Here is a 25,357-nt window from a genome sequence, read left to right on the forward strand (position 1 = left end):
TTGACTGTTGACAGTCCTTTTTAGTAGTTATGTAATTTATACACGTATTAGCTTAAAGACAAATCAATCCCCAGTCCCCAGTCCCCAGTCCCTTAATTACTCTGCCTGGAGTGGCAATATACTACTCATTTCTTCTAGATTTAGCACAGTGGCTAACTCTGCTTCGCTCATCAGTCCTTTTTCTAACACAATCTGCCGTAGAGATTTTCCTGTGTTTAAAGATTCTTTGGCAACATCTGCGGCATTTAAATAACCAATATGAGTGTTGAGGGCAGTAACTAAAGCTAAACTGCCTTCGGCGTAGGCTAAACACCGTTCTTTGTTGGCGGTAATTCCTTGAATACAGCGTTCTGTGAGGGCGGCGATAGTTGACCCCAGAATTTCGATGCTGTGAATTAAATCATAGGCAATCAACGGCATCATCACGTTTAATTCTAATTGTCCGGCTTGGGCTGCAAGAGCGATCGCCTGATCGTAACCCATCACCTGGAAACACACCATCGATGTCATCTCTGCCATGACGGGGTTATATTTGCCTGGCATGATTGAGGAACCGGGTTGTACTGGGGGTAATTGAATTTCTTTCAAGCCAGTTTTTGGCCCGGAGTCCATCAGCCGTAAATCGTGAGAGATTTTTGCTAAATCCTGGGCTAGGTTGCGTATTGCCCCGGAAACGTTCACAAATGGGGACATACTCTGCATAGCAGCCATGAGATGGGGTGCGGGTTGGAGTGGTAAGTTGAGTAGTTCTGCCAATACTTCAACCACACGGGCGCGGTATTGGGGATGGGTGTTTAAGCCTGTTCCCGCCGCACTACCACCTAAACCGAGTACCATCAAGTCTCCAGAGGCGGTGTAAATGCGGTTTTGATGTTCTGAGAGGATATGCGCCCAAGCGGCGAAATTATCACCCAAGCGGACGGGAACGGCATCCTGTAAATGGGTTCTGCCGGATTTGACAATATCTTGAAATTCTACAGCTTTGTGTTCTAAAGCAGCGATCGCTTTTTCTAATGCTGGCTGTAATGTTTTGGTCAGTGCCAATAAGCCGCCGATGCGAATTGCAGTAGGAATAACATCGTTGGTAGACTGCCCATAGTTCACATGATCATTAGGGCTAACTCGTTTGTAATTACCTTTTTCTTCACCCAGAATTTCCAAAGCCCGATTTGCTAAGACTTCGTTAATATTCATGTGGTGGGATGTCCCTGCACCGGCTTGATAAACATCCACGACAAACTGATCCCTTAACTTCCCTGCCAGAATTTCATCGGTTGCTTGCACAATCGCTTGGCTAATATCTTGGGGAATACAGCCTAGTTCTCCATTGACAATTGCTGTAGCTTTTTTAATTAGAAGACCAGCATCTACGTAAGTAGGTAAGGGCTTAAGACCGCTAATGGGGAAATTTTCAATGGCTCGGAGAGTTTGAATACCGTAATAAACATCACTAGCAATTTGGCGATCGCCCATCGAATCGCGTTCAATACGAAAATCTGTATTTGTAGTCATCTGATTGTGGAGATAATCTCAAAATACAGATCATGCCATGCAAACAGACTAAAAAGCTATTTGCCAATGATTCAGTCCAGGGGGTCGAACTTATTGACGATAAGTGCTACGGGAATCATGGGTAAACCAACAAGTAGGCAAGTTAACCATTGAGTTAAGTTCAATGGAGCAGTAGCAAACAACTGATTCATCAAGTTCCATTGACTGAAAATTATCTGCAAAATTATTGTAGTTACAATGCCGATAGCTATGGCTGATATATCGCTAAGTTTCTGCCTAACTCCTCGCAGGAAATTAATGGCAGCAATTCCTAATTGACTAATACTTAAAAGATAAACAATTCTTCCAGATACTAAAGCCTGAATTGCCATTGTTCTGGCTAAATCTATATTGCCTGTAGATTGTTTAATCCATTCAAATACACCAAAAATTAATATCCAGTTAAAGATAGAAATTGTGAAGATGCGCTTGACTAAACTTTTGGAGAGTAATGGTTCACGGGGGCTACGGGGTGGTAATTGCATTACCCGTGGGGACTTTGGTTCAAAGGCTAAGGGTACCGTCATAGCGATGGAATTAACCATATTTAACCAGAGGACTTGTAAAGATAAAATTGGTAATTCTCTGGCGAGTAATACACTAATTAAAATCGTCATGGATTCGCCGCCATTCACAGGTAAGATAAAGGCGATCGCTTTTAATAAATTGCGGTAAACAGTTCGTCCTTCCTCCACCGCCGCTTCTATGGAAGCAAAGTTATCATCAGTCAAAATCATGTCGGCGGCTTCTTTGGCTACTTCTGTACCCGCACCCCCCATTGCAATGCCAATATCTGCTTGTCTCAAGGCTGGTGCATCGTTCACACCATCTCCCGTCATCGCTACAACTTCGCCCTTTGATTGCAAGGCTTCTACGAGGCGGAGTTTCTGTTCTGGGGCAACACGGGCAAATACAGCCCCATCTTCTATAGCAGTAGCCAGTTGTGTTTGTGACATTTGGGCTAGTTGCGCGCCAGTAAAGGCGAGAACTTCCCCATTTTGATTAAAGCCCATGCGTTGAGCGATCGCTTGTGCTGTGGCAGCGTGGTCGCCTGTGATCATTTTGACTTGAATCCCCGCATTTTGACAGGCAGCTACGGCGGCGATCGCTTCTGCTCTTGGGGGATCGATCATTCCTTGCAATCCCAAGAAAACCAAATCTTTGTCGATATCTGCATGATCCAGGGAATCTTGACTAATAGATACAGATTTCCGTGCAAACGCCAACACCCGCAAACCCTGATGAGCCATTGCCTCAACTTCTTGATGTAGAGTCTGGGCATCCACGGAAACAAGATTACCTCCAGCGTCTAACATCTGCTGACAACGTTGCACAATTGCCTCAACGGAACCCTTTACATATATAGTCCTGACTTTTGTAGAATTTTCTCCACTCCCCCCTTCATGCAAAGTTGCCATGTATTGAAACTCAGACTCAAAGGGGATAACATCCAGCCTGGGCATTTCTGCTTCTAAGTTATTACTAGTCAGCCCCACTTTATTTGCCACAACTATCAACGCTCCTTCAGTAGGATCGCCGATAACTTGCCATTCTCCTTCCTTCTGCTCTAAGTGGGAGTCATTACATAACAATCCGGCTTGCAGACATTCTGCCAATACGGGAGAACTATGCCAATCTACTGGCTGTTCATCAAATAAGATTTCACCTCCGGGAATATAACCCGTCCCTGTAACTGTATAGTATTCACCACCTGCATAAATCGCCTGTACAGTCATCTGGTTTTCGGTAAGTGTACCCGTTTTATCCGAGCAGATAACTGTAGCACCGCCGAGGGTTTCCACGGCTGGTAATTTCCGGACGATCGCGTGTCGCTTCGCCATCCGGGAAACACCTATTGCCAATGTTACCGTCACTACAGCAGGTAATCCTTCAGGAATGGCACTAACAGCAAAAGCCACTGCCGCTTCAAACATACCTGCCCAGGAATTACCGTATCCCAGTCCGACGGCAAAGGTTAGGGCAGCGATGCCCAGAATTATGTATAGTAATGTGCGGCTAAATTTATCAAATTTCCGTGTTAGGGGAGTTTTGAGGCTTGTACCTTGCTCCATCAGTTGGGATATCCGCCCGGTTTCCGTAGCTTCCCCAATGGCTACAACAATCCCCTTACCAGTGCCAAAGGTCACAAAACTGCCAGCATAAGCCATGTTGCTGCGTTCTGCTAAAACTGCATCTGCATCCACAGGTTCGGTATTTTTCTCAATAGCAACTGACTCGCCAGTGAGGGCAGATTCATTCACTTGTAAATTGCGGGACTGAATCAGACGCAAATCGGCGGGTACTTTATCACCAGAAGTCAGTAGTACTAAATCCCCTGGGACTAACTCCTTTGAAGGAACTTGTACCTTTTGACCGTTGCGAAAGATAGTTGCATTAGTTTGGACTGAAGAAGCTAAAGCTGCGATCGCACTTTCAGCTTTTGATTCTTGCACAAAACCAATAATGGCATTAATTAAGGTGACACCCCAAATCACCCAAGCGTTTACCCACTGCCCAATTAAGGCTTTGATGGCACCCGCAATCAGCAAAATGTACAGCAACGGTTGATTAAATTGTAGAAGAAATCTGACTATGGGACTGCTTCCCTGTTTGCCTTTGAGTTCATTCGCACCAAAGCTTTCCTGCCGTTTTGCCACCTGATTTGATGTCAAACCTGTGTCTAGGTTTGCATCTAAATATTGAGCTACTTTTGATACAGATAAATTGTGCCATTGGTGTGACTGGATAATTTCTTTAACTGTTGCTGTCATTTTGTTGCCTCAATATTTCCCATAGGCAGGCTAAACGTAGAGCATTAGCTGTCTGGTCTTGGGCTAATCATGACAACTATGAAGAATAAATGTGATGGAAAAGTGATAGTAAATTAAGAAGGGTCAAGGGTTTTGCTTTCAAATTAAAATTTATTATGACAAAATCGGTCGATACAAAAAATATAACCAGTTCCAAATCACGTAATTTTAGGTAGCTTATGACGCAGAAATGGCTATCTATTATCGGTATTGGTGAAGATGGACTATCGGGGTTAAGTGCGATCGCTCTTTCTCTACTCAATCAAGCAGAAATCGTTGTAGGAGGCGATCGCCATTTAGCAATGTTACCTCCAAACGACCCACGCGAAAAAATTCTTTGGACTTCTCCTATTACTACCGCAGTAGCAGAAATTATCCAGCGTCGGGGTAAATCTGTATGTGTGTTAGCTAGTGGTGACCCCATGTATTACGGTATTGGTGTCACCTTGGCGCGACAAGTTCCCATATCGGAAATGACGATTATCCCTGCACCTTCATCTTTCAGCCTCGCTTGCGCCCGATTAGGATGGTCTTTAACAGAGGTAGAAACCTTAAGTTTATGCGGTCGTCCCTCTGCTTTGCTGCAATCTTATATATATCCTGGTGCGCGGTTATTAATTTTAAGTGAGGGGAAAAATACACCGAGCATTGTTGCCGAAATTCTTACACAGGGAGGTTTTGGGAATAGCCAACTCACAGTCTTGGAACGGATGGGTGGCATTCATGAAAGGATATTAACAGGGACAGCCGCAACCTGGCAGGAAACGAAACTGGCAGACTTAAATGCGATCGCCCTACATTGTATCGCTGATGCTGGTGTTGTTACCTTACCCAGATTACCAGGATTGCCAGATAACGCCTATCACCACGATGGACAACTTACCAAACGGGAAGTTAGAGCTGTTACCCTATCAACTTTAGCACCTACACCAGGACAGTTACTTTGGGATGTGGGGGCGGGTTGTGGTTCCATATCGATAGAATGGATGCGGACTAATCCCAGATGTCAGGCGATCGCTATTGAACAAAACTCATCTAGACTACAATACATTGCAGATAATGCGGCTGCTTTAGGTACTCCCAACCTGAAAATCATTGCGGGAAAAGCACCTCATGTCCTCCAAGATTTACCCACACCCGATGCCATTTTTATCGGTGGTGGAGTTACAGCCCCAGGATTATTTGATATTTGTTGGCAAGCATTACGCCCAGGCGGCAGGTTAATTGCTAATGTAGTCACCATAGAAGGCGAGCAGACCTTATTTCAATGGTACGAAAAAGTGGGTGGCAGTTTTACCCGTATTGCCATTCAACGAGCCGAACCAATTGGTAAATTTTTGGGTTGGCGAGCAATGGCTCCTGTAACACAATGGGTAGGGGTGAAAGATTAAAGAAGACAAGGACTTAGGCAACTTTAGACCGGGTGTAAGGGTGTAGGGGTGTGAGGGAAGAATTTAGTTTTACGCTTTCCCTTAAACCCCAATTACGGTTCAGTTAAGGAATTTCTTGGTTAAGCCAACATGAGTTCGATAAATTCGGAAGAACCCCTCTCCATAGCTTGCTTCCCGCAGGGTACCTCTCCCCGACGCGGGGAGAGGCTTAAAACCCTGATTATTTGGTACTCAGTTATAGATTTTCAGCCCCTTCCCTTGTAGGGAAGGGGTTGGGGTTAGGTTCCGTCGAATTCATGTTAAGCCAGGGTAAGACAAGAATTTTCAAAATAATCCTCTTTCTTCCCGTGCTTCCCCTGCTTATCTGAATTTTATTCCCCTACACCCCCATACCCCTAAAACCCTATCGTCATTTAGCAGAAAACTTGTAACATCCGCTAGACTCTCCACCTAACTAGAGAGATTAGGATAGTTCCAGGCAATTGCCTCAGTTGTCAAGCTGAGTCCTGATAGTTTCTTTTATTCACACCGTAAATCTATGACAATCCAACTCACAGTTCCCAACATGGCTTGTTCTGCTTGTGCAAACAACATTACCAATGCAGTAAAGACAGTTGATGTTGATGCGATCGTTCAGGCTGATCCACAGACTAAGCTGGTGAACGTAGAAACGCAAGCTTCAGAAACTTCCATTAAAGATGCTTTAGCTGCTGCTGGCTATCCGGCTGCATAAATTTCTGGAACCACGGGATACCTGAATGTATAGAAAAGTCGGGTATCCCGTATTCTTTCCACTCAACAGCATTAAGACTTACGCACCTAGATTTTCTTTTGAGACCGGGTGTAAGGGTGTAAGGGTATAGGGGTGTAAGGGTTTCAAACATTTATACCGCTACACCTCCAAACCCTTGATCTTTCCTTTTCATGCGTAAGTCCTAAGCATTACAGTACCAAACATTCTTAATTACGAATTACTCTTAAAATCTAATACCCAATTGCCCGTTAATCCCACGGACAGAATTATATCCAGCACCCACGAAAACATTATCAGTCGCACCAACCTGCACACCACCAGAAAAAGCTACGCCTTTATCCTCTGAATAATATCCCAACCCTACATAAGGTGAAATTACTGGTAAGCTGATAAACTTCAACACATCTACGCCAGTAGCGCCATCAGTTCCCACGCCTAACTCCACCCCCAAATTTAACGCTCTAGCCCCTACAGCATAAGTTACATCACCATCTTTGCCGCCCACAGAAACCCAAGGTTGTGGTATCAATTGTGCAGAGGCTTGAGTTGGGGTTAATAAAGCTAAAAATCCTAATGATGTTATGAGTGTTTTTGCGATCGTTCTTTTCTTCACGCTTTTCTCCTACACTACCTAAAAATGCTGAGTTCACTGTAACTGAGTTATAACCTTGAGTAATTCTGGCGAAAGAAATCTATTTCGTTCTAAAAAATCTACGTCTAGGGTTAGATTCACTTACTACAGAGGAATCACTCTAGAAATATCCATGACGGTTAACTGAACGAAAATGTTGCAACTGTTGTAGCTATTGCACTTAAGTCAAATTAGATATTCAGAGAATATTTCTCCCGCTTGCAGAGGGTAACAAGATTTATAGTTTCTACAGTGAGATTAGCTGACTATATTTTAAGGTTAAAATAATCAAGCCTTTGAGAATATCCAACACTCAACAGCCGCATTCCGCCTGTGACAGATAACATTTATATATGAACGCTACACAAGAACAACTAAAGGTAAAACTTGAGCAGGCTTTGATTGCTGCTTTTGGTGATGAGTACGCCGGAGTAGACCCGATTTTGGTTACTGCTAGCAATCCTAAGTTTGGTGATTATCAAGCCAACGTTGCTTTGTCGCTGAGTAAAAAGTTAGGACAGCCACCGCGAGCGATCGCCTCTGCTATTGTAGAAAAACTAGATGTATCAGAAATCTGCGAAACTCCAGAAATCGCTGGCCCTGGTTTTATTAACCTGAAGTTGAAAACCGCTTACCTAGAAGCGCAACTAAACGCTATTCAAGCAGATTCTAGACTAGGCGTTCCTACAGCCAAACACCCACAACGGGAAATCGTCGATTTTTCTAGTCCGAATATTGCCAAAGAGATGCACGTCGGACACCTACGTTCTACCATCATCGGTGATTCCATCGCCCGGATTCTCGAATTTCGCGGTCATGATGTATTGCGGTTAAATCATGTAGGTGATTGGGGAACGCAATTTGGGATGTTAATCACTTACCTACGGGAAGTTTCCCCAGAAGCCTTAACTACTGCAAATGCTTTAGATATCGGTGATTTAGTAAGTTTTTATCGCCAAGCCAAGCAACGGTTTGATGCTGATGAAGCCTTCCAAGAAACAGCACGCCAAGAAGTTGTGAGATTACAAGCAGGTGCAACAGATACCCTCCATGCTTGGAAGTTGTTGTGTGAACAATCACGCCAAGAGTTTCAGGTAATTTATGATTTACTTGATGTCAAATTAACTGAACGAGGCGAATCTTTTTATAACCCCTTACTCCCAACAGTTGTAGAAGGTTTAGAAGCATCCGGTTTATTGGTAGAAAACCAAGGTGCGAAATGTGTTTTCTTGGATGGCTTTACTAATAGAGAAGGTGAACCTCTACCCTTGATTGTGCAGAAATCTGATGGTGGTTATAACTACGCCACAACAGATTTAGCTGCGTTACGTTACCGGATTCAAAAAGATGAAGCCAAACGCATAGTTTATGTAACAGATGCAGGACAAGCCAACCACTTTGCCCAATTCTTCCAAGTAGCACGTAAAGCTGGATGGATTCCTAATGATGTGGAATTGGTTCATGTTCCCTTTGGTTTGGTGTTGGGTGAAGATGGTAAAAAATTCAAAACTCGTTCTGGCGATACTGTGCGGTTACGAGATTTATTAGATGAAGCAGTTTCTCGCGCCCATGCAGATTTAGAAGAGAGATTAAAAGCAGAAGAACGGGAAGAAACTCCAGAATTCATTGATAAAGTTGCGGAAGTAGTTGGTATTAGTGCAGTTAAGTACGCCGATTTAAGTCAAAATCGCACAAGTAACTACATTTTCAGCTATGACAAAATGCTGGATTTGAAAGGCAATACAGCACCATATATGTTGTATGCTTATGCCCGGATTCAAGGGATTAGCCGTAAGGGTGGAATTAACTTTGCAGATTTGGGAGATAATGCCAAAGTCATCTTGCAGCATGACACAGAATTTGCACTGGCTAAATATCTACTGCAATTAGGCGAAGTGATTAGTACTGTAGAAGCAGACTTATTACCTAATCGTTTATGTGAATATCTTTACGAATTAAGTAAGAAGTTTAATACGTTTTATGACCGTAATCAAGGGGTACAGGTTTTGAGTGCAGAAGAACCTCTGCGGACATCACGTTTAGTTCTGTGTGATTTGACAGCGAGAACTTTAAAACTCGGCTTATCTTTGTTGGGGATTCAGGTGTTAGAGAGAATGTAACTATCAACCTACCATTCTTAACAATATCTTTAAGGGAGGTAAATTCATGGTAATGAAACTGATCACAGCAAAAATTGAAAATTTTAAAAGCTTAGGCAATGTTGAACTAAGTTTTAGAAACCTAACGATTATAGTAGGTTCTAATTCTAGTGGTAAATCTAATTCGTTAGAGTCATTAAATTTTTTCAAAGAACTGCTTGTATCAGATTCATTATCAGCAGAAAGAATGCAGAGATTATTAAGATTTGGAAATCAGAATATCTGCTCTACTATTGTTGTGGAAGATGATGGACAAAAAGCAGAATATAGTGTATCAATAACATCAAATAAAAAACATATCCAGATTGCCAGTGAAAATCTCAAGGTTAATGGTAATGAAGTAATCAAAATTATCAATGGTGAGGGAGAGGTACGTGATGAAGATGGGCAAAATCCCCAAAAATATACATCTAATCCTGAAAGTATAGAAGATTTAGCATTAACTTCTGCTGGCAATTTCGGTAATAAACCTGTTACTAAAAAATTAGCGAGCTATATTAGAGAATGGAAATTCTATGATATAAATCCTAAAGATATCAAGAAATACTCAACATTTCTTGAAATGGTAAAAATTGTAAGAAATACAGCAGATAATGATATTGTTCCGAGTCTTGATAATGATGCTAGTGAAGTTCAAGAAATTCTAAATTATTGGGCTAAAAATGAAATAAATAAATTACGAGATGTCAGCGAAGAACTCAGTAATTGTCTTAATATCAGTTTAGATATAGGGGTAGAAAAAGATCCAATTGTAAAAGTTTTAGAAGGTGATGGTAAAAAAATGCCCCTGTCAAGTATGTCAGATGGTACTCTGCGCTTGATAGCTTATTTGATACTATTGTATCAATCAGAATCAGAGATGCCTACACTTATTGGTATTGAAGAACCTGAGCGTAATTTCCATCCGGGGATTCTTAAAGATGTGGCTTCTATAATGAAAAGACTATCTAAAAAAACACAAGTAGTTTTTACAACTCATAGTTCTCAATTACTAGATTGCTTTTCTCCAGAAGAAATTACATCTGATATATCGGTAATACTTTTGAGTAATAAGGGTGAGTTAGGAACGAAAGCTTGTTTACTTGATAAACTGGCGGAAAACCGCGATGACCTTTTAGAGTGGATGACTGATTTTGGATTAGGTAGCGCAATTTATCATAGTCACTTAATTGAAGAAATTTTAGCTATTTAATATGCCTAGTGTTCGCCTTTGGACTCCAGAGTCCGACTATGATAGGGATGCGGTCTGCTGTATTGCCAAAAAAATAGTTAATTTTTACAGCTATGATTTAACAATTGAATATGCAACTAAGCAAGCTTATAATGATGCTGCACGCAAGCCTGGTGGTTTAAAGAAAGCAGTTGATATTTACCTTAAGCATAACGACTTAGTAATTTTTCTCATAGATGCAGATGGTATACAATCACAAGCACAAAGGCTTAAGGAAAGAAATTCTCTATTTAACAAAATTCAAGAAGTAGTCAACATATCTAATGGCAAAGCTAAATTAATTCTCATACTTCAAGAAATTGAAGCATGGTTATTAGTAGATTGTTTAGGTATCTGTTGCTACTTTACCAAAAACCCTCAAAATAGAAATCATCAAGAGTGGATGAGTTTTGCTCATCGTAAACAACTTGGTAAAACCAATCTTATTACAGAAGCTACACCCGGAGGAAGAAATGCAAAAGAACACCTTGAGGAACTTTCAGAAGACATATTAATCAAAAATAATCCCAAATTGAGAAATAAACCGCAAAATTTGAAAGAGCTTAAATATCAGGAAGACCAAGCAGCTAAGATTGCTGAATTTATAGAAATTAATAATCAAACAATTAAGAGAAATGACTCTTTAGAAGAATTAGCGCAGCATCTAAAATTATTGTCCGAAAATAAGCTTTTTGATACATAAAATAACAAACTAAAGCCTTGAATGCTCAAGAAGAAAGCATATTTCAAGCGCAACTTGCTACTATTGAACCAAGGCAGGAGGAAAGAGTTATGCAAATTGTTACTAGTTGGATGAGACAAGGTGTGCAGCAGGGAGAATTGACGCTAATTCTACGTCAACTTAACCGCCGTTTCGGTGAAATTAATCCGCAATTGCAAGAACGGATTCAAGGTTTGTCAACTGCTGAGTTGGAAGATTTAGGTGAGGCTTTACTGGATTTTACAAGCAGTGCTGATTTAGAGGCTTGGTTTGCAAGTAGATAGTTTTCTATCAAGATACCCGACTTCTTTGAGAAGTCGGGTATCTGTAGTCGGGTATCTGTAGGGTTAAATTATTAATTGGGTGGATCTAAACGATTTACCAATGTCGCCCATAAAATCATCGGAGAACCGACACCCAAACAGAATAACCATTGTTGTAAGCTTAAGGGTGCTGTTTCAAATACATCATTAATCAATGGCACATGAGCAAAGACAATTTGTAGGAGAATTGCACCCAAAATACCAAATCCAATGGCGGGAATATCTACATTCTCTTTCATTGTGCCGTCCATTTTGGCAATGAGATTGGGGATTAATTGGCTAATACTCAACAGATAAAATATTCGTCCTGCAATCAGAGAGTTAATCGCCATTGTTCTGGCTAAATCTATATTGCCTGTGGTTTGGCGGATGTATTCAAAAACCCCGAAGATAACAATCCAGTTAAACAGAGAAATTGCGAGAATTCGTTGTATGCGACTACCTGATAGTAAGGGTTCGTTGGGGTGACGGGGTGCTTGCTGCATCACATTTTGTCCTTTGGGTTCAAATGCCAAAGGTACTGTCATGGTGATGGAGTTCAACATATTTAACCAGAGGACTTGTAGAGATAAAATTGGTAAGTCTCTAGCCAATAATGTACTAATTAAAATTGTCATTGATTCCCCACCGTTGACAGGGAGAATAAAGCAGATTGCTTTCAAGAGGTTTTTATAAACTGCTCGTCCTTCTTCTACAGCTGCTTCAATGGAGGCAAAATTATCATCGGTGAGTAGCATATCTGAGGCTTCTTTGGCGACTTCTGTACCTGCGCCACCCATTGCAATTCCGATGTCTGCTTGTTTTAAGGCGGGTGCATCGTTAACACCATCCCCAGTCATGGCGACGACTTCGCCTTTTGATTGTAAGGCTTCGACTAGACGCAGTTTTTGTTCTGGTGCAACGCGGGCAAAGACTACACCTTCTTCCGCGACTTGAGCGAGTTCGGTTTTATCCATTTTGGCGAGTTCTGCACCTGTGAAAGCGAGAACTGAGCCGTTTTTGTTGATGCCCATACGACGAGCGATCGCCTGGGCTGTGATAGCATGATCTCCTGTGATCATCTTCACCTGAATTCCGGCGGTTTGACAGGCTTGCACCGCTTTGATTGCACTCTCACGGGGAGGATCAATCATCCCCTGTAAGCCAATGAAAATTAACCCATCAGCGATATCTGCATGATCTACGTCATTTTGCTCATTTCCTACAAGCTTTTTGGCTAAGGCTAACACCCGTAAGCCTTGGCGCGCCATGATGTTGACTTCCCGTTCAATGGTGGTTTGTTTTAAGGTTTCTACACAATCCAAGGGACGGGGTTGTCCATCGGTATTTAACATCAGGCTACAGCGTTGGAGAATCGCTTCTACAGAACCTTTGACATAAATCACCTTGCCGGTGGGTGTGTTGTGCAAGGTTGCCATGTATTGATAATCTGATTCAAAGGGAATCCCATCTAGCCTGGGCATTTGCTTGAGTAAGGTGGGCTGGCTAAAATTGGCTTTATTCGCTGATGCAATTAACGCCCCTTCTGTGGGATCTCCCAGCACTACCCACCTACCATTTTTCGTTTCTAAGTGGGAATCGTTACAAAGTAATCCAGCTATTAAACATTCTTGTAGTCCCTTCTCTCTATTTAAATCTACAGGTTGCTCATCTCTGAGGATTTCCCCATCGGGCGCATAACCCACACCACTAACTGTATATTGATGTCCTCCCGCATAGATGGCTTGGACTGTCATCTGGTTTTCTGTCAATGTCCCGGTTTTATCGGAACAAATCACAGTTGCACTACCCAAGGTTTCCACCGCCGGTAATTTGCGAATAATGGCATTCCTTTTAGCCATGCGGGAAACACCAATCGCTAAAGTAACAGTTACTACTGCTGGTAATCCTTCCGGTATGGCGCTGACTGTTAAAGTTACGGCTGCTTCTAAGGCTTCGTTAAAGCCCCGAAAGCTTAACCCGACAACAAAGCAGAGTGTAGCTAGCCCTAAGACCATGTATAGCCAATTCTGGCTAAATTTGTTAAATTTCCGCGTTAATGGTGTGGAAATATCTGTATGCTGCTCCATTAACTGGGAAATCTTCCCTGTTTCCGTGTTATTTCCTGTAGCAACAACTACACCAGTCCCTTGTCCGAAGGTGACAAAGCCCCCTGCATAGGCCATGTTTTTCCGTTCGCCTAATCCTGTATCTGGCGTTAAAACCTGTGTATGTTTTTCTACCGCCACAGATTCCCCAGTCAAGCCAGACTCATCAATTTGCAAGTTCCGCACTTGAATGAGGCGTAAGTCGGCGGGGACTTTATCGCCGGAAGTCAACAGCACCACATCACCAGGAACTAATTCCCGTGAGGGGATGCGGATTTTCTGCCCATCGCGGATGATGGTGGCTTCTGTGGTGATGGCTTTGGCTAAAGCTGCGATCGCACTTTCGGCTTTTGCTTCTTGAATAAATCCGATAATGGCGTTGGTGGTGGTAACTCCCCAAATTACCCCAGCGTTGACAAGGCTACCACTCAACGCTTTGACCAAACCTGCACACAACAAAATAATTAATAGCGGCTGGTTAAATTGCAACAGAAACTTCAACCACCAAGGCTTACCTTTTTTTCCCGTTAGTTCATTCGCACCGCCACTAGTTAATAGGTGTTGTGCTTGGTTGCTACTTAAACCTATCTCTGCATCAGTTTGCAAACGGGCGATCGCTTCGGATATCTCTAAGGAATGCCAAACAGTAGGCTGTTTCTCTCCTGGTGCAACGGTAGCTACAGCTTGAACCATAATTATTAATTTCTTGTAAAAAGTGTTATGCTTAATTTAGCACGAATAATTAGTGCTAAAAAGTATTTATCACTAGTAAATTTTGATATTAACCATTATTTACCCCAATGGGTGACAAAAAATCGAGTATGCTTTCCCTTAGAGGTTGTTTGAAAAGTATTATTTTAAACATCAAAATCTTAATAACCTAACCCCCCTAGCCCCCCTTCCCTACAAGGGAATGGGGGTTTCAAAGCCTCTCTCCGCTTCGGGGAGAGGTTTGGAGAGGGGTCTTTATTATCATTCATAACTTTTCAAACATCCTCTTAGAGTTAGGATTAAACCTGAAGGTGTAAAACTTGTGAGTCTGGATTTGTCTACTCCATTGCAATTAATTGGGCGTTCAGTGGAGTTTCAGCGCGTTGTAGAAGTGCTGGCCCAGGATGGTGACTTGTTAATTACGGGAGTACCGGGTAGTGGTAGGCGTACTCTAGTGCGGTGGGGCGTGACAGAAGTGAGAGCGATCGCTCTAGATATTGACTGCATCCGCGCCACAGATGGAGAGCGATTTTTACAGTTACTCACAGAAGCAATTAACCAAAATTGGCAAGCAGAAAAAATCCAAAGTTGGTTAGATAAAAATGCCAAGGAATTTTTTACATTTCATCCAGAAACTAAACTTAAGCTATTACGTTCTCTCAGCCAAAAACAAATTTGGCAAGCCTTTGAACTATTGTTGGAATTGCCGCAAATTATGGCAGTAGATTTAAACAAACGTTTAGTCTTAATTCTGCAAAGTTTCCCCCACATTCGCTCTTGGGATCGTAACGGTTTATGGGAAATATCATTCCGGCGGAAAATCAAAGAACACACTCATGTAAGTTATGTGCTGATTGCCACGATCGCCGAGACGGGAAATTATTCAGACGAAAATAATTATCCTTTAGAAACCATCCAATTACCTCCCTTGAACCGAGATGTATTGGCAGTATGGGCGAGGGAAATATTACATGGTTCAAAACTCACATTTGATTCCCGTTCTAAAGCATTACAACTATTTTTAGATGCCGTACAAGGTCATATTGGCGATGCGATGGCAATAATTCGCCGTCTACAAACTTTATGTGTTCCTGATAGCTTAGTTACAGAAAATGATGTCCAGCAAGCCATTGAAGGATTACTCAAAGATTTATCAATGACCTATGAATCTTTATTGATGTTGCTACCAGCCAATCAGGTACATCTTTTGGAATGTTTAGCTTTAGACCCCACAGAAAAACCCCAAAGCAAAGACTATATTCAAAAACACGGTCTTTCTAGGGGTGGTAGTCTCCAAGGTGCGCTGACAGGGTTACATCACAAGGGTTTAATTTATGGTGCAGAACAAGGTTATTTATTAGCAATGCCATTGTTAGCTTTGTGGTTGCGCCAAAGATTGAGTTAGTGATTCCCAGATTAAGCTGATTGTAAACTCAAGGCCTCGAACTGTTGCCAACACAGATACAAAGCACGGGGTACATGAAAACATCCCTTCCATTTACCACCTTTGAGATTTAACAGCACTTCCCCACGGCGATTTAAGTAGCCAAACCACTCACCATATTCTGGGTCAGCAAAATGCTGCCAGGAATAATCGTGCATTTTTTGATACCATTCCCAACAGACTTCACGACCTGTCAAACGATAACCCATCGCCAAAGCCACCAAAGATTCTAAATGCACCCACCACAATTTTTGATCCCATTCCAATTGTTGTGGAGGATGACCTGCTGCATCCATAAAGTAATACAAGCCACCATACTCGTTATCCCAGGCGAAATTGAGGATATTTAACACCACATCAACTGCTTGGTTAATAGTCTTGCTGTCGTTTTTCCGTCGGGCGATGTCCATAATAAACCACATCGCTTCAATACCGTGACCGGGGTTAATCAGCCGACCTTCAAAACAATCAATGTGGGAACCATCGGGGGCAACATTTTCATACATCAATCCTCGTTCTTGGTCGAGAAAGTCACCCATAACTTCCTGAACGGTTGCAGCCAAGACATTTTCTAGAGTCTCCTGGGGAAGCAACCATTCCATTTCTAGAGTGAGGTTGGCTAAAATCATCGGCACAGCTAAAGCTTTCATGGGGCGTGTGCCGGGATAGGTTTTGGTATATTTGCCTTTGGGGTTATCTTTACGACGCAAAACATTATTATATGCTTGCATTGCCACATCTTTTGACCACTCTTCACCAGAGGCGAGAGCATATTGGCTAAAGGCCATCGCCGCAAAGCAATCAGAAAAAATATTGTAAGGCTGTACTAATGGTTCACCTCCACGGGTGAGGGCAAAATACCAGTTACCCTCGTCATCTCTACCATGTTGGGCAAGAAATTTAGCGCCGTTCCTCGCAATTTTGAGCCAGTTTTCCCGTTTTTCTAGCTGGTTACACAGCATAGAAAAAGTCCAGACTTGGCGATTTTGCAACCAAATAAATTTATCTGTGTCATACACCTTACCTTGGCGATCAAGACAAGTAAAGTAACCGCCTTCACTATCGAGGGAGTAGTTTTCCCAAAACGGGAGTACGTCGTTGAGGAGGGCATTTTTGTAAAGTTGCGCCAATGCTTGCAAGTTTTTCCCCATAATGCAATCCCCTGTTCAAAAACATCAGGGTCAATTATCGCCTTGTTGTGGATTGACTACAAGTATTCTGTTATTTGTTAGTTGTCAGTTGCTAATAGTTTTCCCCAGATCCCGATACCGTTGGCAAAATATTAATTAACAAAAAAACGGCGAATTTTTCGTGTATTACATGGATAGCAAGATACAGAGACAGGAAACTTTAAGCCTCAAAGGTGCAGTTTTGGACTTTGGAAAAAAAAGTCCAATAGATTTTATAGTTCTACCCCATTTACCCAGTCGGTTTTGTTGAAAGAGTAATGATTTTGAGCAATTACTCAAAAGCCAAACACAAAAATTAGACGATAATCATTGCAAAAGCGAAGCATTGGCAACAAATGTTCATCATAAAACTCAAGTATTTCCTCGCGGCTCACTCTACCGCGTGGTACAAAATCAGCTTCATTATATAAGCTGTCTCGCCATTCGGTAAAAGCAGCAAGATGTTGCTCTAATCCCCCTACCCAAAAGTCTTTTAAAGGGGTAACGCAAAAGTCTTCTAACTTGATTCGGGAGTATAGTAGTTGTTGTGTAGCCTCTGTTGACTGTACTCGTTTACCAAATCCAGGTATCAAGATGTCCGCAATTGGATCTGGCATTTTAGAGCAATATTCATACGGCGCATAATCTACTGTTTCCACGTTTTGAATGGCGGTGAGAATTGGGAGAGCAATTCTATCGGGTAGCTCACCCCCACTATTAATACTAGATGCAATTACAGTAGGTCTGTCAGTAGGTTCTGCTCTAGTGTACAAATCTACACCAGGTTTCATAAGAACTTCACGAATTTGTACATCATCAGCTAGCTCCGATTCCAGTTTATCAACGAGGCAATTGAGGATTTCGTCTGGATAATAGTCATCGTATTCCTTGGGAATAAGTTGCATAATACCGATGCCAAACCAAAAAGTCATAAGAGGATGTTTGAAAAGTTTTGAACGGTCAAATTTTAGGCTAATCGCCTTACCATAATACGGATCATGGCAAGATAGACAAAAGTCTCGGAGCTTCCTGTCTAACTGTAGCGAAGCAGCAAATTGGCATTGACGCAGAAACAGTGAGTATAAAACTGCTCAGAAGGTTCTCAATCAGTTCATTACTGAACTAATCGGTTCAGTTTAGCTGTTTGGGGAATTCGCCAACGGTATCGATCCCTTGCCCCCCTGCTTCTTTCCTCTGGCTACTTGCTGACTAAAACTTCCCGTGGTTGCATTATGGGTTTAAAGTTGTATTGTGGAACTAATTCATGGTAGACCGCTAGTGTTTCTTCGTTGACTCTAGTAGCACTAAATCTTTCTATATTTTGTTTGGCACGGCATTGCCACTTATATAGTTGTATGGGATCTTTGAGCAATTGAGTTAAAGCCTCTGCCAATGTGTGACTATCTTTTGGTGGTACTAATAGCCCAGCTTGACGATTATCTAAGGTTTCGGGGATACCATCCACATCACTGGCAACGATCGCACAACCGGCTTCTCGTGCTTCTGTGAGGACTAAACCGAAGGATTCACAATGGGAAGGGAGGACAAAAATATCGGTTGCTAGCATATACCGTTGCGGTTCTGCCTGGAAACCTTCAAAATGTATCCGTTCATTAAAAGGCGTATTTCTGGCCATAGCCTCGAAAATTGATTTATCTGGCCCGTTCCCTACCAAATATAGATGTGCTTGAGGAAAGTCCTGGGCAATTTTGCTAAAAGCTGCAATTAACTCAGCAATTCCTTTACGGGAATACATCCCCGCAACAGTAGTAATTGCAGGACGCTGTAAGGGTAATGGTTGGTAATCTTGAATTTGACGATGACGGGGGCTTCCTAATGTGCCATTGGATACCACTCGCAGTTTGTTGCGGGGAATACCACGCCGCACCATCGAAGTAGCTACCGCATGACTAACAGCGATGACTCTATCTGCTAATCCCATGAGTACTGCGCTACGCTGGAACTCATTGTGTACTGTAGACACTAAACTATAATCACAACTTGTTTTTAATATGCCTGCCAGTACAACTCCCGTCATCATATGTGCATGAACTATATCTGGCTGAAATTTTTGGATAATCTGCCGAAAACGCCAAATAGCTTGAATCATATTTAGCGGTTGTCTAGACTGATCTAAATGAAAGTGTCTAACACCATAACTACCAAGTAATGGTTCGTATCCTCCACCAGCAGACGCTACAGCCACTTGATGACCGTCTTTGGCTTGTAAGCAGGCTAAATCTACTGCAACATTGACTATTCCATTACCAATTTCTTGTACATGATTGGTAATATGTAATATTTTCATTTAAAACTTCTCCATATTATTTATTATTTTTTAATTTTGGATGAAAAACAAAATATGAATTTATTTAGTTATCCAAAATCATCAATACAGTGTGAATTGTCAGGATTTAAACCTATTTACAGTTCACTTTTAAAGAAAATTTCGTGAGAATTTAGGAATTGCTTGATAAATCCTCTAGGTAAATTTTCAATCTGAGAAGAATATGAGGCGATCGCTCTCTTTTTCTTATCTTGTACTGAAGTAATAGAAAAACGATAAGCAGCAGCAATATCCTGTATTTTCAATAGGATAAATAGCGGCGCTCTCCAAAATAACCATACAGGATATTGGAACACTTCCACAGGAATATTGGCTTCACGAATTACTGTTTTAACTAAGTTATAAGTAGCCTCATGATCCCTATGACAGTCTTTCCTATGTGGCACATAAATTTCCTCAGGCTGATAATGCTGAATTAGTTCAGATATCTCTCGAATTGTCTGCTGATGTTCTTCATTACTTAATTCTGGTAAACACCCATCTGGCTTAGATAAAAAGTGAATATGTGATGACTCTACACCCAATATTCCTAATGCACTAATTGCTTCTTGTTTCCGAGTTTGGACTATCTGATTTTGGCAATCTAGGTCGAGACTTCTTGAACCTTTCCCATCGGTGATAAATACTACTACCACTGGTATGCCATGCTCTCGTTTGTAAGCAATCATCCCGCCACAGCCAAAAGTTTCATCATCTTGATGTGGAGAAAATATCATGGCTGATTTTTGGTTAGATAACAATGGCTTGCTATTACAAAACAAAAGCCATTTTAATAGTAACCAAGAATGTATATACTGCACTTTCTCAAGCCATACAATAGGAATTAGTTTTCCTAGTTCTTTTAAATAGATTTTATGCGACAATTTTGGCTCCATCTTTATCAATAAAAATAAATGCTCATCATTTAAAATATCAATAATTAATCTGTATAACTATTTCGCCCTATGAGCATAAATCACATGATAAGCCACTCATAACAGATTAGGATAAAGATTGTGTATGAAAAGTGCTAGTTTTTTCTGGATTTTATGAAAAGAGTCATCAGGGGAATTTTATTAATTTGAAATATAAAATTATGGTCAGTCAAAGTTTGACTATAAAGTGCGTGACATTTGTTATAAAGTGTTTATTAAAACACTGATAATATGTATGGGAATGAGTAATTAATATAGGAATCCGATTTGATAATTGAAAATATCTAAATATTTGTAGGGTGGGCATTGCCCACCAAAACTATGATACGGTGGGCAATGCCCAACGCCACTTACTCCAAGCCGGGAAACCCATCCAACGCAGTGGCTCCCCTACGTATATTTCAGAAATCAAATACTAGTCCCATAGTTGTTTATTAGTAATAGGAAAACATAATTAGCATTCAGGTTTTCCTAAGAGGATGTTTTAAAAGTCTTATTGTTGGTAGCCAAAAGTTTTAGCTCCCCCTAAGAGGTTGTTTGAAAAGTGATTGGCTGTGATTTTAAGCACTCATTGATCCCCCCTAACCCCCCTTTTTAAGGGGGGAAATGAATCAAAGTCCCCCTTTTTAAGGGGGATTTAGGGGGATCTAAAATGTTTTGCTACCAAGCATAGGACTTTTCAAACATTCTCTAAGAGGTTATTTATAAAGCAAAATTGAATTTGAAGAATACATCCGTCAGAATACAATCAGTGGGGGATACCCTACGGGAAGCAAGCTACAGACCCGCCACTGATTGTAGCCTGTGGCAACCCGAAGGGTAGACCACCAAATTTTCAATTTGGCTCCGTGCTTAAACCCATTTATTCATCCACCCTACGGGTTCGGCAGTCGCACCCTTACGGGAAGGCTTACGCCAACATGGGGGAAACCCCCAAGACCGCGCTGCCTCACCAGTCGCCAGAATTCAGTATGAATTCTGGCGACTGACGCATGTATTCTGTTCGATAAATGGTCTTTAAATCATCTTTTTCAAGGGGAATTTTAAGAGGGGATTTTAATCTGGGACTGAGTGCGTAGACGCAGTAATAATTTCACGTTTACGGATGGTGTCGTTAGGAACTACAATTCGCCAACGGAGAATACGATTATCTTGACTCCAATTGTCAAAACGGGCAATTTCAGAGCCTGCGGCTAGGGGATCTACAAAGGTTGCTGGATTTTTAACTGTAAAGCCGGACAGATACATGGTGTCACTTTCAGGAAAGTATTTGATTCGCCGTAAATCTGTAAAAATGCGGGGAGTTGTTTCTTTTTGCATGGAACTATAGGTATAGATGGGATTACCGTTAGTGTCTAGTCCTTGCAAGAAATAATGGCGAATACCTTGTCGATCGCCCAGAGTTGTCCACACATCGCCTTTACTATCCACCCACCATCCTGTAACAGAGGAAGAATCTTCACTATGATCATATTCTTCTTTATCGAAAGCGCCGTTACCGTTGCGATCGCGCCAAATCCATTTTCCTGTTTTTGGTTGCTGAGGTGGCCAAGTCCCTGAGATTGCTGATTTACCTTCGTTATTTTTACCAACAAACATCCCTGCTGGAATAGCTATATTCCCATCTTTGCTGGGATTAAATCGATAAATCTCTAAGGCGTTACTGTACGGATCTAAGAGAAACAAAAATCTTTCACCATTGATTCGACGTACAAAGGTAGCATCGGGGGATATATGCAGTCGTGGATCTTGAGGATATTTAAAACCGTTTAAGGTGTAAGCTTTATAAGTCAATTGTTGACCCTTAGGCTTGCTACTATCTATCAAAAAGTGTTCATACTTGGTAAAAACTTCTCGTCCATCTGTAGTGGGGTCAACGTCGGCATTTTCGACTAAGGATAATCCTAATAATCGCCATAGTTGCTTTCCTGATGGCGAAAATTTTCTTAAATCTGTGCCGGAATTATTGAACCCATTATTATTGATATACAAATTCCCCTGAGTATCTGCGCCGACTCCTGTGAGTCCATAAAACTTTAAATCTTGGACTTCACCAGGAACACCTCCATAAATCCCCCCTGTGTGGCCAAAAGTGCCGACCTGGACTGGTTGATCCTGAATGTTATAAATCAATACTTGCTGAAGTGTCCCATTTTCCGCTACTAACAGTCTGCCTTGATTATCAAGTGCGATCGCTCCGGGTAAAACAACATTAGTTATTTTTTGCGGTAATTGTTTTCCTGATGAAGAATAACGCAAAATTTTAGCAGGATTATTGGCATCTTGCTTTTGAATAATCCACAAATTCCCCTGCTTATCAATAGTTATATCCCCTGGTCTCAGGAAACTAAAGTTGCGTAATTCTTTCATTGTCTCAGTGTTATGGACGCGAATTTTATTATTCGCTGCATCACTGACATATAAATTCTTATCTTTCGTTGCTAATCCAGTCACCTCACTTTTAGTATTGACGATTAACATACTCTTATCCCAACCACGTCCATTAGCAAAGGGCGCTGGTTTACCAGATAAGTTATAACGTCTCACACAATACCAAGTTGTTCCCTCTGGTGGATAATCTTTGTCTATTTTGCCGACAAATCCTTGGCTCATAGCAATGTAAATATACTTACTATTTGCTGTGACAGCTTTACCACCATGACGACTCCAACCATGAAGATCATTGAGAACCCCAATTACATTACCATCTTTATATATTGATGCTTCGGCTCCTGCTTTATCCTCATGACTATTTGTATAAACTGTGCCATTAGGCGCAACATACATTCCCTCAATATAGTTTTGTATAGATTTCTGACTGCCAGCAAAAATATCACTGATCAAATCTCTTTTATAGGTATCCTCTGGAACTTGACTGAATGTTAAATCTGTTGAAACAATAGTAATAAATAGAAATGAGATAGTAGCAATAAATAAATAAATCCATGATTTGAAAAATTTATAATTTAAATACTTAAATGTTTTATTGAATCGTCTTTTTATCCTCAATTGTAACTTTTGGATATCATCTGGTATTGCGTACTTCATTACACCAATAATTCATTTAATAGTTAGTTTTTTGTACTTCGAGATAATTCTTGACAGTGATTTTTAATATTACTCAGCGATATTGAATTAACAGGAAAACTGCAATTATTGAGTTATATATGTTTCTAAACACCATTCAGTAGAATGATTCAGAGAAACATTATTATCAAAAAAATATATGCCTATTTGAAAGTATGTTTATTCTGAATTACAAGAATTGAAAGACTCTTATTGTGAGGGTTTTACTTTGGTTTGATGTCCTAATCTATCTAGCTGTAGTTATAGTATGTAGAAGTCCTTCGTATTATCTTTAATTACGTAAGTGATAATACATAAATAGCAAATTAACGGACTTAAGAAATTAGTGTTTATCGAATATTCATCAAAAAAATATAACTTTCTATTTTTTTAAATTAGTTGTAAAAATATGAATTTAGTATATTGGTATACTCTTTTTCCCAGAAAATTATTCATTAACCTATTACCAATTACCAGATTCCTCATCTCCTTGTGGGTGAGGAATTGTAACCTCAATCTTATGAGTTATAAACAATACATTAACTACCGAAGCACGCTACATCACGAAAGAAATGTCTTTATAAAAGCTTAAATTAGACCAATCATATTTATTTAAAGATTTGGTAAATAAAAAAGCTCAAACGTAGGTAAATTTAAATAAAATCTATATTGAGTCAGATGGAATATTTACTGATAACTCCGAAAATTAGAGAAGATAAACAATAAGTAGTATGTCATTAACTGTATAGAATAAAACACATGAATAAAATCCCGCCTGTTTCTTTATCTCCTCCTGTATCTTCCTGATAATCTTGACAATCTTGCTAAATATATAAACGGAGTGATACTTCATATCGAAGCAAATCTCCTCAAGCTCCACACAGTACTAGGAGATAAGAGTGGAATATAAAAAAGAAAACTTCAATTTACTACCTGCTTCTATTCTGACCTTAGGTTCTGGTTGGTTTCCTACAAATCCTGGGGGTTTGGAAAGATATATTTATGAGTTGACTTATCAATTAGCAGCTAATCAAGATAGAGTAGAGTTATGTGGAGTTGGCTTACCAACTAATGAATTTCATTTGCCAATTAAATTAACTAATTTAGCATCTCCAGATAGTAAAATTTGGCAAAGATTTTGGTCTATTCGGACTAATTTCCAGAAAACAAGAATAAGCAAACCGGACGCAATCAATTTACATTTTGCTTTATATAGTTTTCCTATTTTAGATATTTTGCCTCAGGGTGTACCCATTACTTTTAATTTTCATGGGCCTTGGGCATCAGAAAGTAAACAGGAATTAGTAAAGAATAAAATCAGTATTTTTTTAAAGCGTCGGCTGATAGAACAAACCACATATAATCGTTGCGATCGCTTTATTGTTCTGAGTAAAGCATTCGGCAATATATTACACCAACAATATCAAATTCCTTGGCAAAAAATACATATTATTCCTGGTGGTGTGAACATTGATAAATTTCAGCCAAATTTATCGCGTCAACAAGCTCGCCAGCAGCTAAATTGGCCTGAAAGTCGTCCTATTTTATTTACATCCAGACGTTTAGTTCACCGTGTGGGAGTAGACAAACTATTACAAGCATTAGCCATCATTAAACCAAGAGTACCCGATATTTGGCTAGCGATCGCCGGTCGGGGACATCTGCAAGGGACATTGGCAAAACAAGCTCAAGAGTTGGGTTTAGAGAACAACGTAAAGTTTTTAGGTTTTCTCCCAGATGAGCAGTTACCTATCGCTTACCAAGCTGCTAATTTAACTGTTATGCCCAGTCAATCTTTTGAAGGTTTTGGGTTAGCAATTACTGAATCTTTGGCTTGTGGTACTCCTGTTTTATGCACTCCTATTGGAGGTATGCCAGAAATTTTAACTCCATTTTCACCAGAATTAATTACTACATCTGCGGAAGCTACTGCTATTGCGGAGAAAATAGTACATATATTGCTAGAACAAATACCAACACCTTCACGAGAAGAATGTCGCCAATATGCTGTAACTAACTTTGATTGGCAGAAAATTGCTCAACAAGTACGGCGAGTTATTTTAGCTTAA

At 40.7% G+C, this 25,357-nt stretch carries 17 protein-coding genes; 8 read left to right on the plus strand and 9 right to left on the minus strand.

The window, feature by feature from the left end; all coding sequences use genetic code 11:
• Nucleotides 1–96: 96 nt before the first annotated feature.
• On the minus strand, nucleotides 97–1,512 hold the full coding sequence (locus tag GSQ19_RS23670; protein ID WP_011320269.1) for an aspartate ammonia-lyase: 1,416 nt from the start codon (nucleotides 1,510–1,512) through the stop codon (nucleotides 97–99).
• A 71-nt stretch (nucleotides 1,513–1,583) separates the two neighbouring features.
• Nucleotides 1,584–4,322, minus strand: coding sequence for a cation-translocating P-type ATPase (locus GSQ19_RS23675; RefSeq protein WP_011320270.1), 2,739 nt, complete (start codon nucleotides 4,320–4,322; stop codon nucleotides 1,584–1,586).
• Nucleotides 4,323–4,540: 218 nt separating this feature from the next.
• On the opposite strand from GSQ19_RS23675, the gene GSQ19_RS23680 reads away from it, so the two are divergent.
• Both GSQ19_RS23680 and GSQ19_RS23685 read left to right on the plus strand, forming a co-directional pair.
• The gene (locus tag GSQ19_RS23680; RefSeq protein ID WP_011320271.1) at nucleotides 4,541–5,752 is read left to right on the plus strand and encodes a bifunctional cobalt-precorrin-7 (C(5))-methyltransferase/cobalt-precorrin-6B (C(15))-methyltransferase; all 1,212 of its coding nucleotides are present in this window, start codon (nucleotides 4,541–4,543) and stop codon (nucleotides 5,750–5,752) included.
• Nucleotides 5,753–6,290: 538 nt separating this feature from the next.
• Nucleotides 6,291–6,485, plus strand: a complete 195-nt coding sequence (locus tag GSQ19_RS23685) for a heavy-metal-associated domain-containing protein (protein WP_010997864.1) — start codon at nucleotides 6,291–6,293, stop codon at nucleotides 6,483–6,485.
• A gap of 244 nt (nucleotides 6,486–6,729) precedes the next feature.
• On the opposite strand, the gene GSQ19_RS23690 is transcribed toward GSQ19_RS23685, so the two are convergent.
• Nucleotides 6,730–7,119, minus strand: coding sequence for a hypothetical protein (locus GSQ19_RS23690; RefSeq protein WP_011320272.1), 390 nt, complete (start codon nucleotides 7,117–7,119; stop codon nucleotides 6,730–6,732).
• Between the two features lie 371 nt (nucleotides 7,120–7,490).
• On the opposite strand from GSQ19_RS23690, the gene argS reads away from it, so the two are divergent.
• The 4 genes from argS to GSQ19_RS23710 all read left to right on the plus strand — a co-directional run bounded on the left by argS (nucleotide 7,491) and on the right by GSQ19_RS23710 (nucleotide 11,511).
• Nucleotides 7,491–9,257 (plus strand): arginine--tRNA ligase, encoded by a 1,767-nt coding sequence (gene argS, locus GSQ19_RS23695; RefSeq protein ID WP_011320273.1) that lies wholly within the window; start codon nucleotides 7,491–7,493, stop codon nucleotides 9,255–9,257.
• Nucleotides 9,258–9,303: 46 nt separating this feature from the next.
• Nucleotides 9,304–10,488, plus strand: coding sequence for an AAA family ATPase (locus tag GSQ19_RS23700; protein WP_011320274.1), 1,185 nt, complete (start codon nucleotides 9,304–9,306; stop codon nucleotides 10,486–10,488).
• A gap of 1 nt (nucleotide 10,489) precedes the next feature.
• Entirely contained in the window at nucleotides 10,490–11,209 is a 720-nt protein-coding gene (locus GSQ19_RS23705) for a hypothetical protein (RefSeq protein ID WP_011320275.1), read from the plus strand.
• 89 nt (nucleotides 11,210–11,298) lie between these two features.
• The gene (locus GSQ19_RS23710; protein ID WP_197992836.1) at nucleotides 11,299–11,511 is read left to right on the plus strand and encodes a DUF4351 domain-containing protein; all 213 of its coding nucleotides are present in this window, start codon (nucleotides 11,299–11,301) and stop codon (nucleotides 11,509–11,511) included.
• A 71-nt stretch (nucleotides 11,512–11,582) separates the two neighbouring features.
• Here the strand turns inward: GSQ19_RS23710 and GSQ19_RS23715 are convergent, their stop codons facing one another.
• Nucleotides 11,583–14,330 carry an HAD-IC family P-type ATPase gene (locus GSQ19_RS23715; protein WP_011320277.1) on the minus strand — a complete coding sequence of 916 codons (2,748 nt, stop codon included), beginning with the start codon at nucleotides 14,328–14,330 and terminating at the stop codon, nucleotides 11,583–11,585.
• Nucleotides 14,331–14,670: 340 nt separating this feature from the next.
• Here GSQ19_RS23715 and GSQ19_RS23720 point away from each other — a divergent pair, with 340 nt between their 5' ends.
• Nucleotides 14,671–15,753 (plus strand): DNA polymerase III subunit delta, encoded by a 1,083-nt coding sequence (locus tag GSQ19_RS23720; protein ID WP_011320278.1) that lies wholly within the window; start codon nucleotides 14,671–14,673, stop codon nucleotides 15,751–15,753.
• 11 nt (nucleotides 15,754–15,764) lie between these two features.
• Here the strand turns inward: GSQ19_RS23720 and GSQ19_RS23725 are convergent, their stop codons facing one another.
• From GSQ19_RS23725 to GSQ19_RS23745, 5 genes are all read right to left on the minus strand, one after another.
• A complete protein-coding gene (locus tag GSQ19_RS23725) occupies nucleotides 15,765–16,943 on the minus strand; it encodes a n-acyl-d-glucosamine 2-epimerase (protein ID WP_011320279.1) in 1,179 nt (392 codons plus the stop codon).
• A 314-nt stretch (nucleotides 16,944–17,257) separates the two neighbouring features.
• Nucleotides 17,258–17,893, minus strand: coding sequence for a hypothetical protein (locus GSQ19_RS23730; RefSeq protein ID WP_011320280.1), 636 nt, complete (start codon nucleotides 17,891–17,893; stop codon nucleotides 17,258–17,260).
• A 266-nt stretch (nucleotides 17,894–18,159) separates the two neighbouring features.
• On the minus strand, nucleotides 18,160–19,269 hold the full coding sequence (locus GSQ19_RS23735; RefSeq protein ID WP_011320281.1) for a glycosyltransferase family 4 protein: 1,110 nt from the start codon (nucleotides 19,267–19,269) through the stop codon (nucleotides 18,160–18,162).
• Between the two features lie 116 nt (nucleotides 19,270–19,385).
• Nucleotides 19,386–20,183 (minus strand): PIG-L deacetylase family protein, encoded by a 798-nt coding sequence (locus GSQ19_RS23740; RefSeq protein WP_011320282.1) that lies wholly within the window; start codon nucleotides 20,181–20,183, stop codon nucleotides 19,386–19,388.
• 1,095 nt (nucleotides 20,184–21,278) lie between these two features.
• Nucleotides 21,279–23,270: an NHL repeat-containing protein gene (locus GSQ19_RS23745; protein ID WP_011320283.1), complete on the minus strand. Its 1,992-nt coding sequence runs from the start codon at nucleotides 23,268–23,270 to the stop codon at nucleotides 21,279–21,281.
• Between the two features lie 917 nt (nucleotides 23,271–24,187).
• Between GSQ19_RS23745 and GSQ19_RS23750 the strand changes: the two genes are divergently transcribed.
• The gene (locus GSQ19_RS23750) at nucleotides 24,188–25,357 is read left to right on the plus strand and encodes a glycosyltransferase family 4 protein (protein ID WP_011320284.1); all 1,170 of its coding nucleotides are present in this window, start codon (nucleotides 24,188–24,190) and stop codon (nucleotides 25,355–25,357) included.

This window comes from Trichormus variabilis 0441 (genome assembly GCF_009856605.1).
Lineage (GTDB): Bacteria > Cyanobacteriota > Cyanobacteriia > Cyanobacteriales > Nostocaceae > Trichormus > Trichormus variabilis.

Coding starts and splice junctions, on each gene's coding strand:
- GSQ19_RS23670 (WP_011320269.1), bottom strand. CDS start 1,512: ATGACTACAAATACAGATTTTCGTATTGAACGCGATTCGATGGGCGAT.
- GSQ19_RS23675 (WP_011320270.1), bottom strand. CDS start 4,322: ATGACAGCAACAGTTAAAGAAATTATCCAGTCACACCAATGGCACAAT.
- GSQ19_RS23680 (WP_011320271.1), top strand. CDS start 4,541: ATGACGCAGAAATGGCTATCTATTATCGGTATTGGTGAAGATGGACTA.
- GSQ19_RS23685 (WP_010997864.1), top strand. CDS start 6,291: ATGACAATCCAACTCACAGTTCCCAACATGGCTTGTTCTGCTTGTGCA.
- argS (WP_011320273.1), top strand. CDS start 7,491: ATGAACGCTACACAAGAACAACTAAAGGTAAAACTTGAGCAGGCTTTG.
- GSQ19_RS23700 (WP_011320274.1), top strand. CDS start 9,304: ATGGTAATGAAACTGATCACAGCAAAAATTGAAAATTTTAAAAGCTTA.
- GSQ19_RS23705 (WP_011320275.1), top strand. CDS start 10,490: ATGCCTAGTGTTCGCCTTTGGACTCCAGAGTCCGACTATGATAGGGAT.
- GSQ19_RS23710 (WP_197992836.1), top strand. CDS start 11,299: ATGCAAATTGTTACTAGTTGGATGAGACAAGGTGTGCAGCAGGGAGAA.
- GSQ19_RS23715 (WP_011320277.1), bottom strand. CDS start 14,330: ATGGTTCAAGCTGTAGCTACCGTTGCACCAGGAGAGAAACAGCCTACT.
- GSQ19_RS23725 (WP_011320279.1), bottom strand. CDS start 16,943: ATGGGGAAAAACTTGCAAGCATTGGCGCAACTTTACAAAAATGCCCTC.
- GSQ19_RS23730 (WP_011320280.1), bottom strand. CDS start 17,893: ATGACTTTTTGGTTTGGCATCGGTATTATGCAACTTATTCCCAAGGAA.
- GSQ19_RS23735 (WP_011320281.1), bottom strand. CDS start 19,269: ATGAAAATATTACATATTACCAATCATGTACAAGAAATTGGTAATGGA.
- GSQ19_RS23740 (WP_011320282.1), bottom strand. CDS start 20,183: ATGGAGCCAAAATTGTCGCATAAAATCTATTTAAAAGAACTAGGAAAA.
- GSQ19_RS23745 (WP_011320283.1), bottom strand. CDS start 23,270: ATGAAGTACGCAATACCAGATGATATCCAAAAGTTACAATTGAGGATA.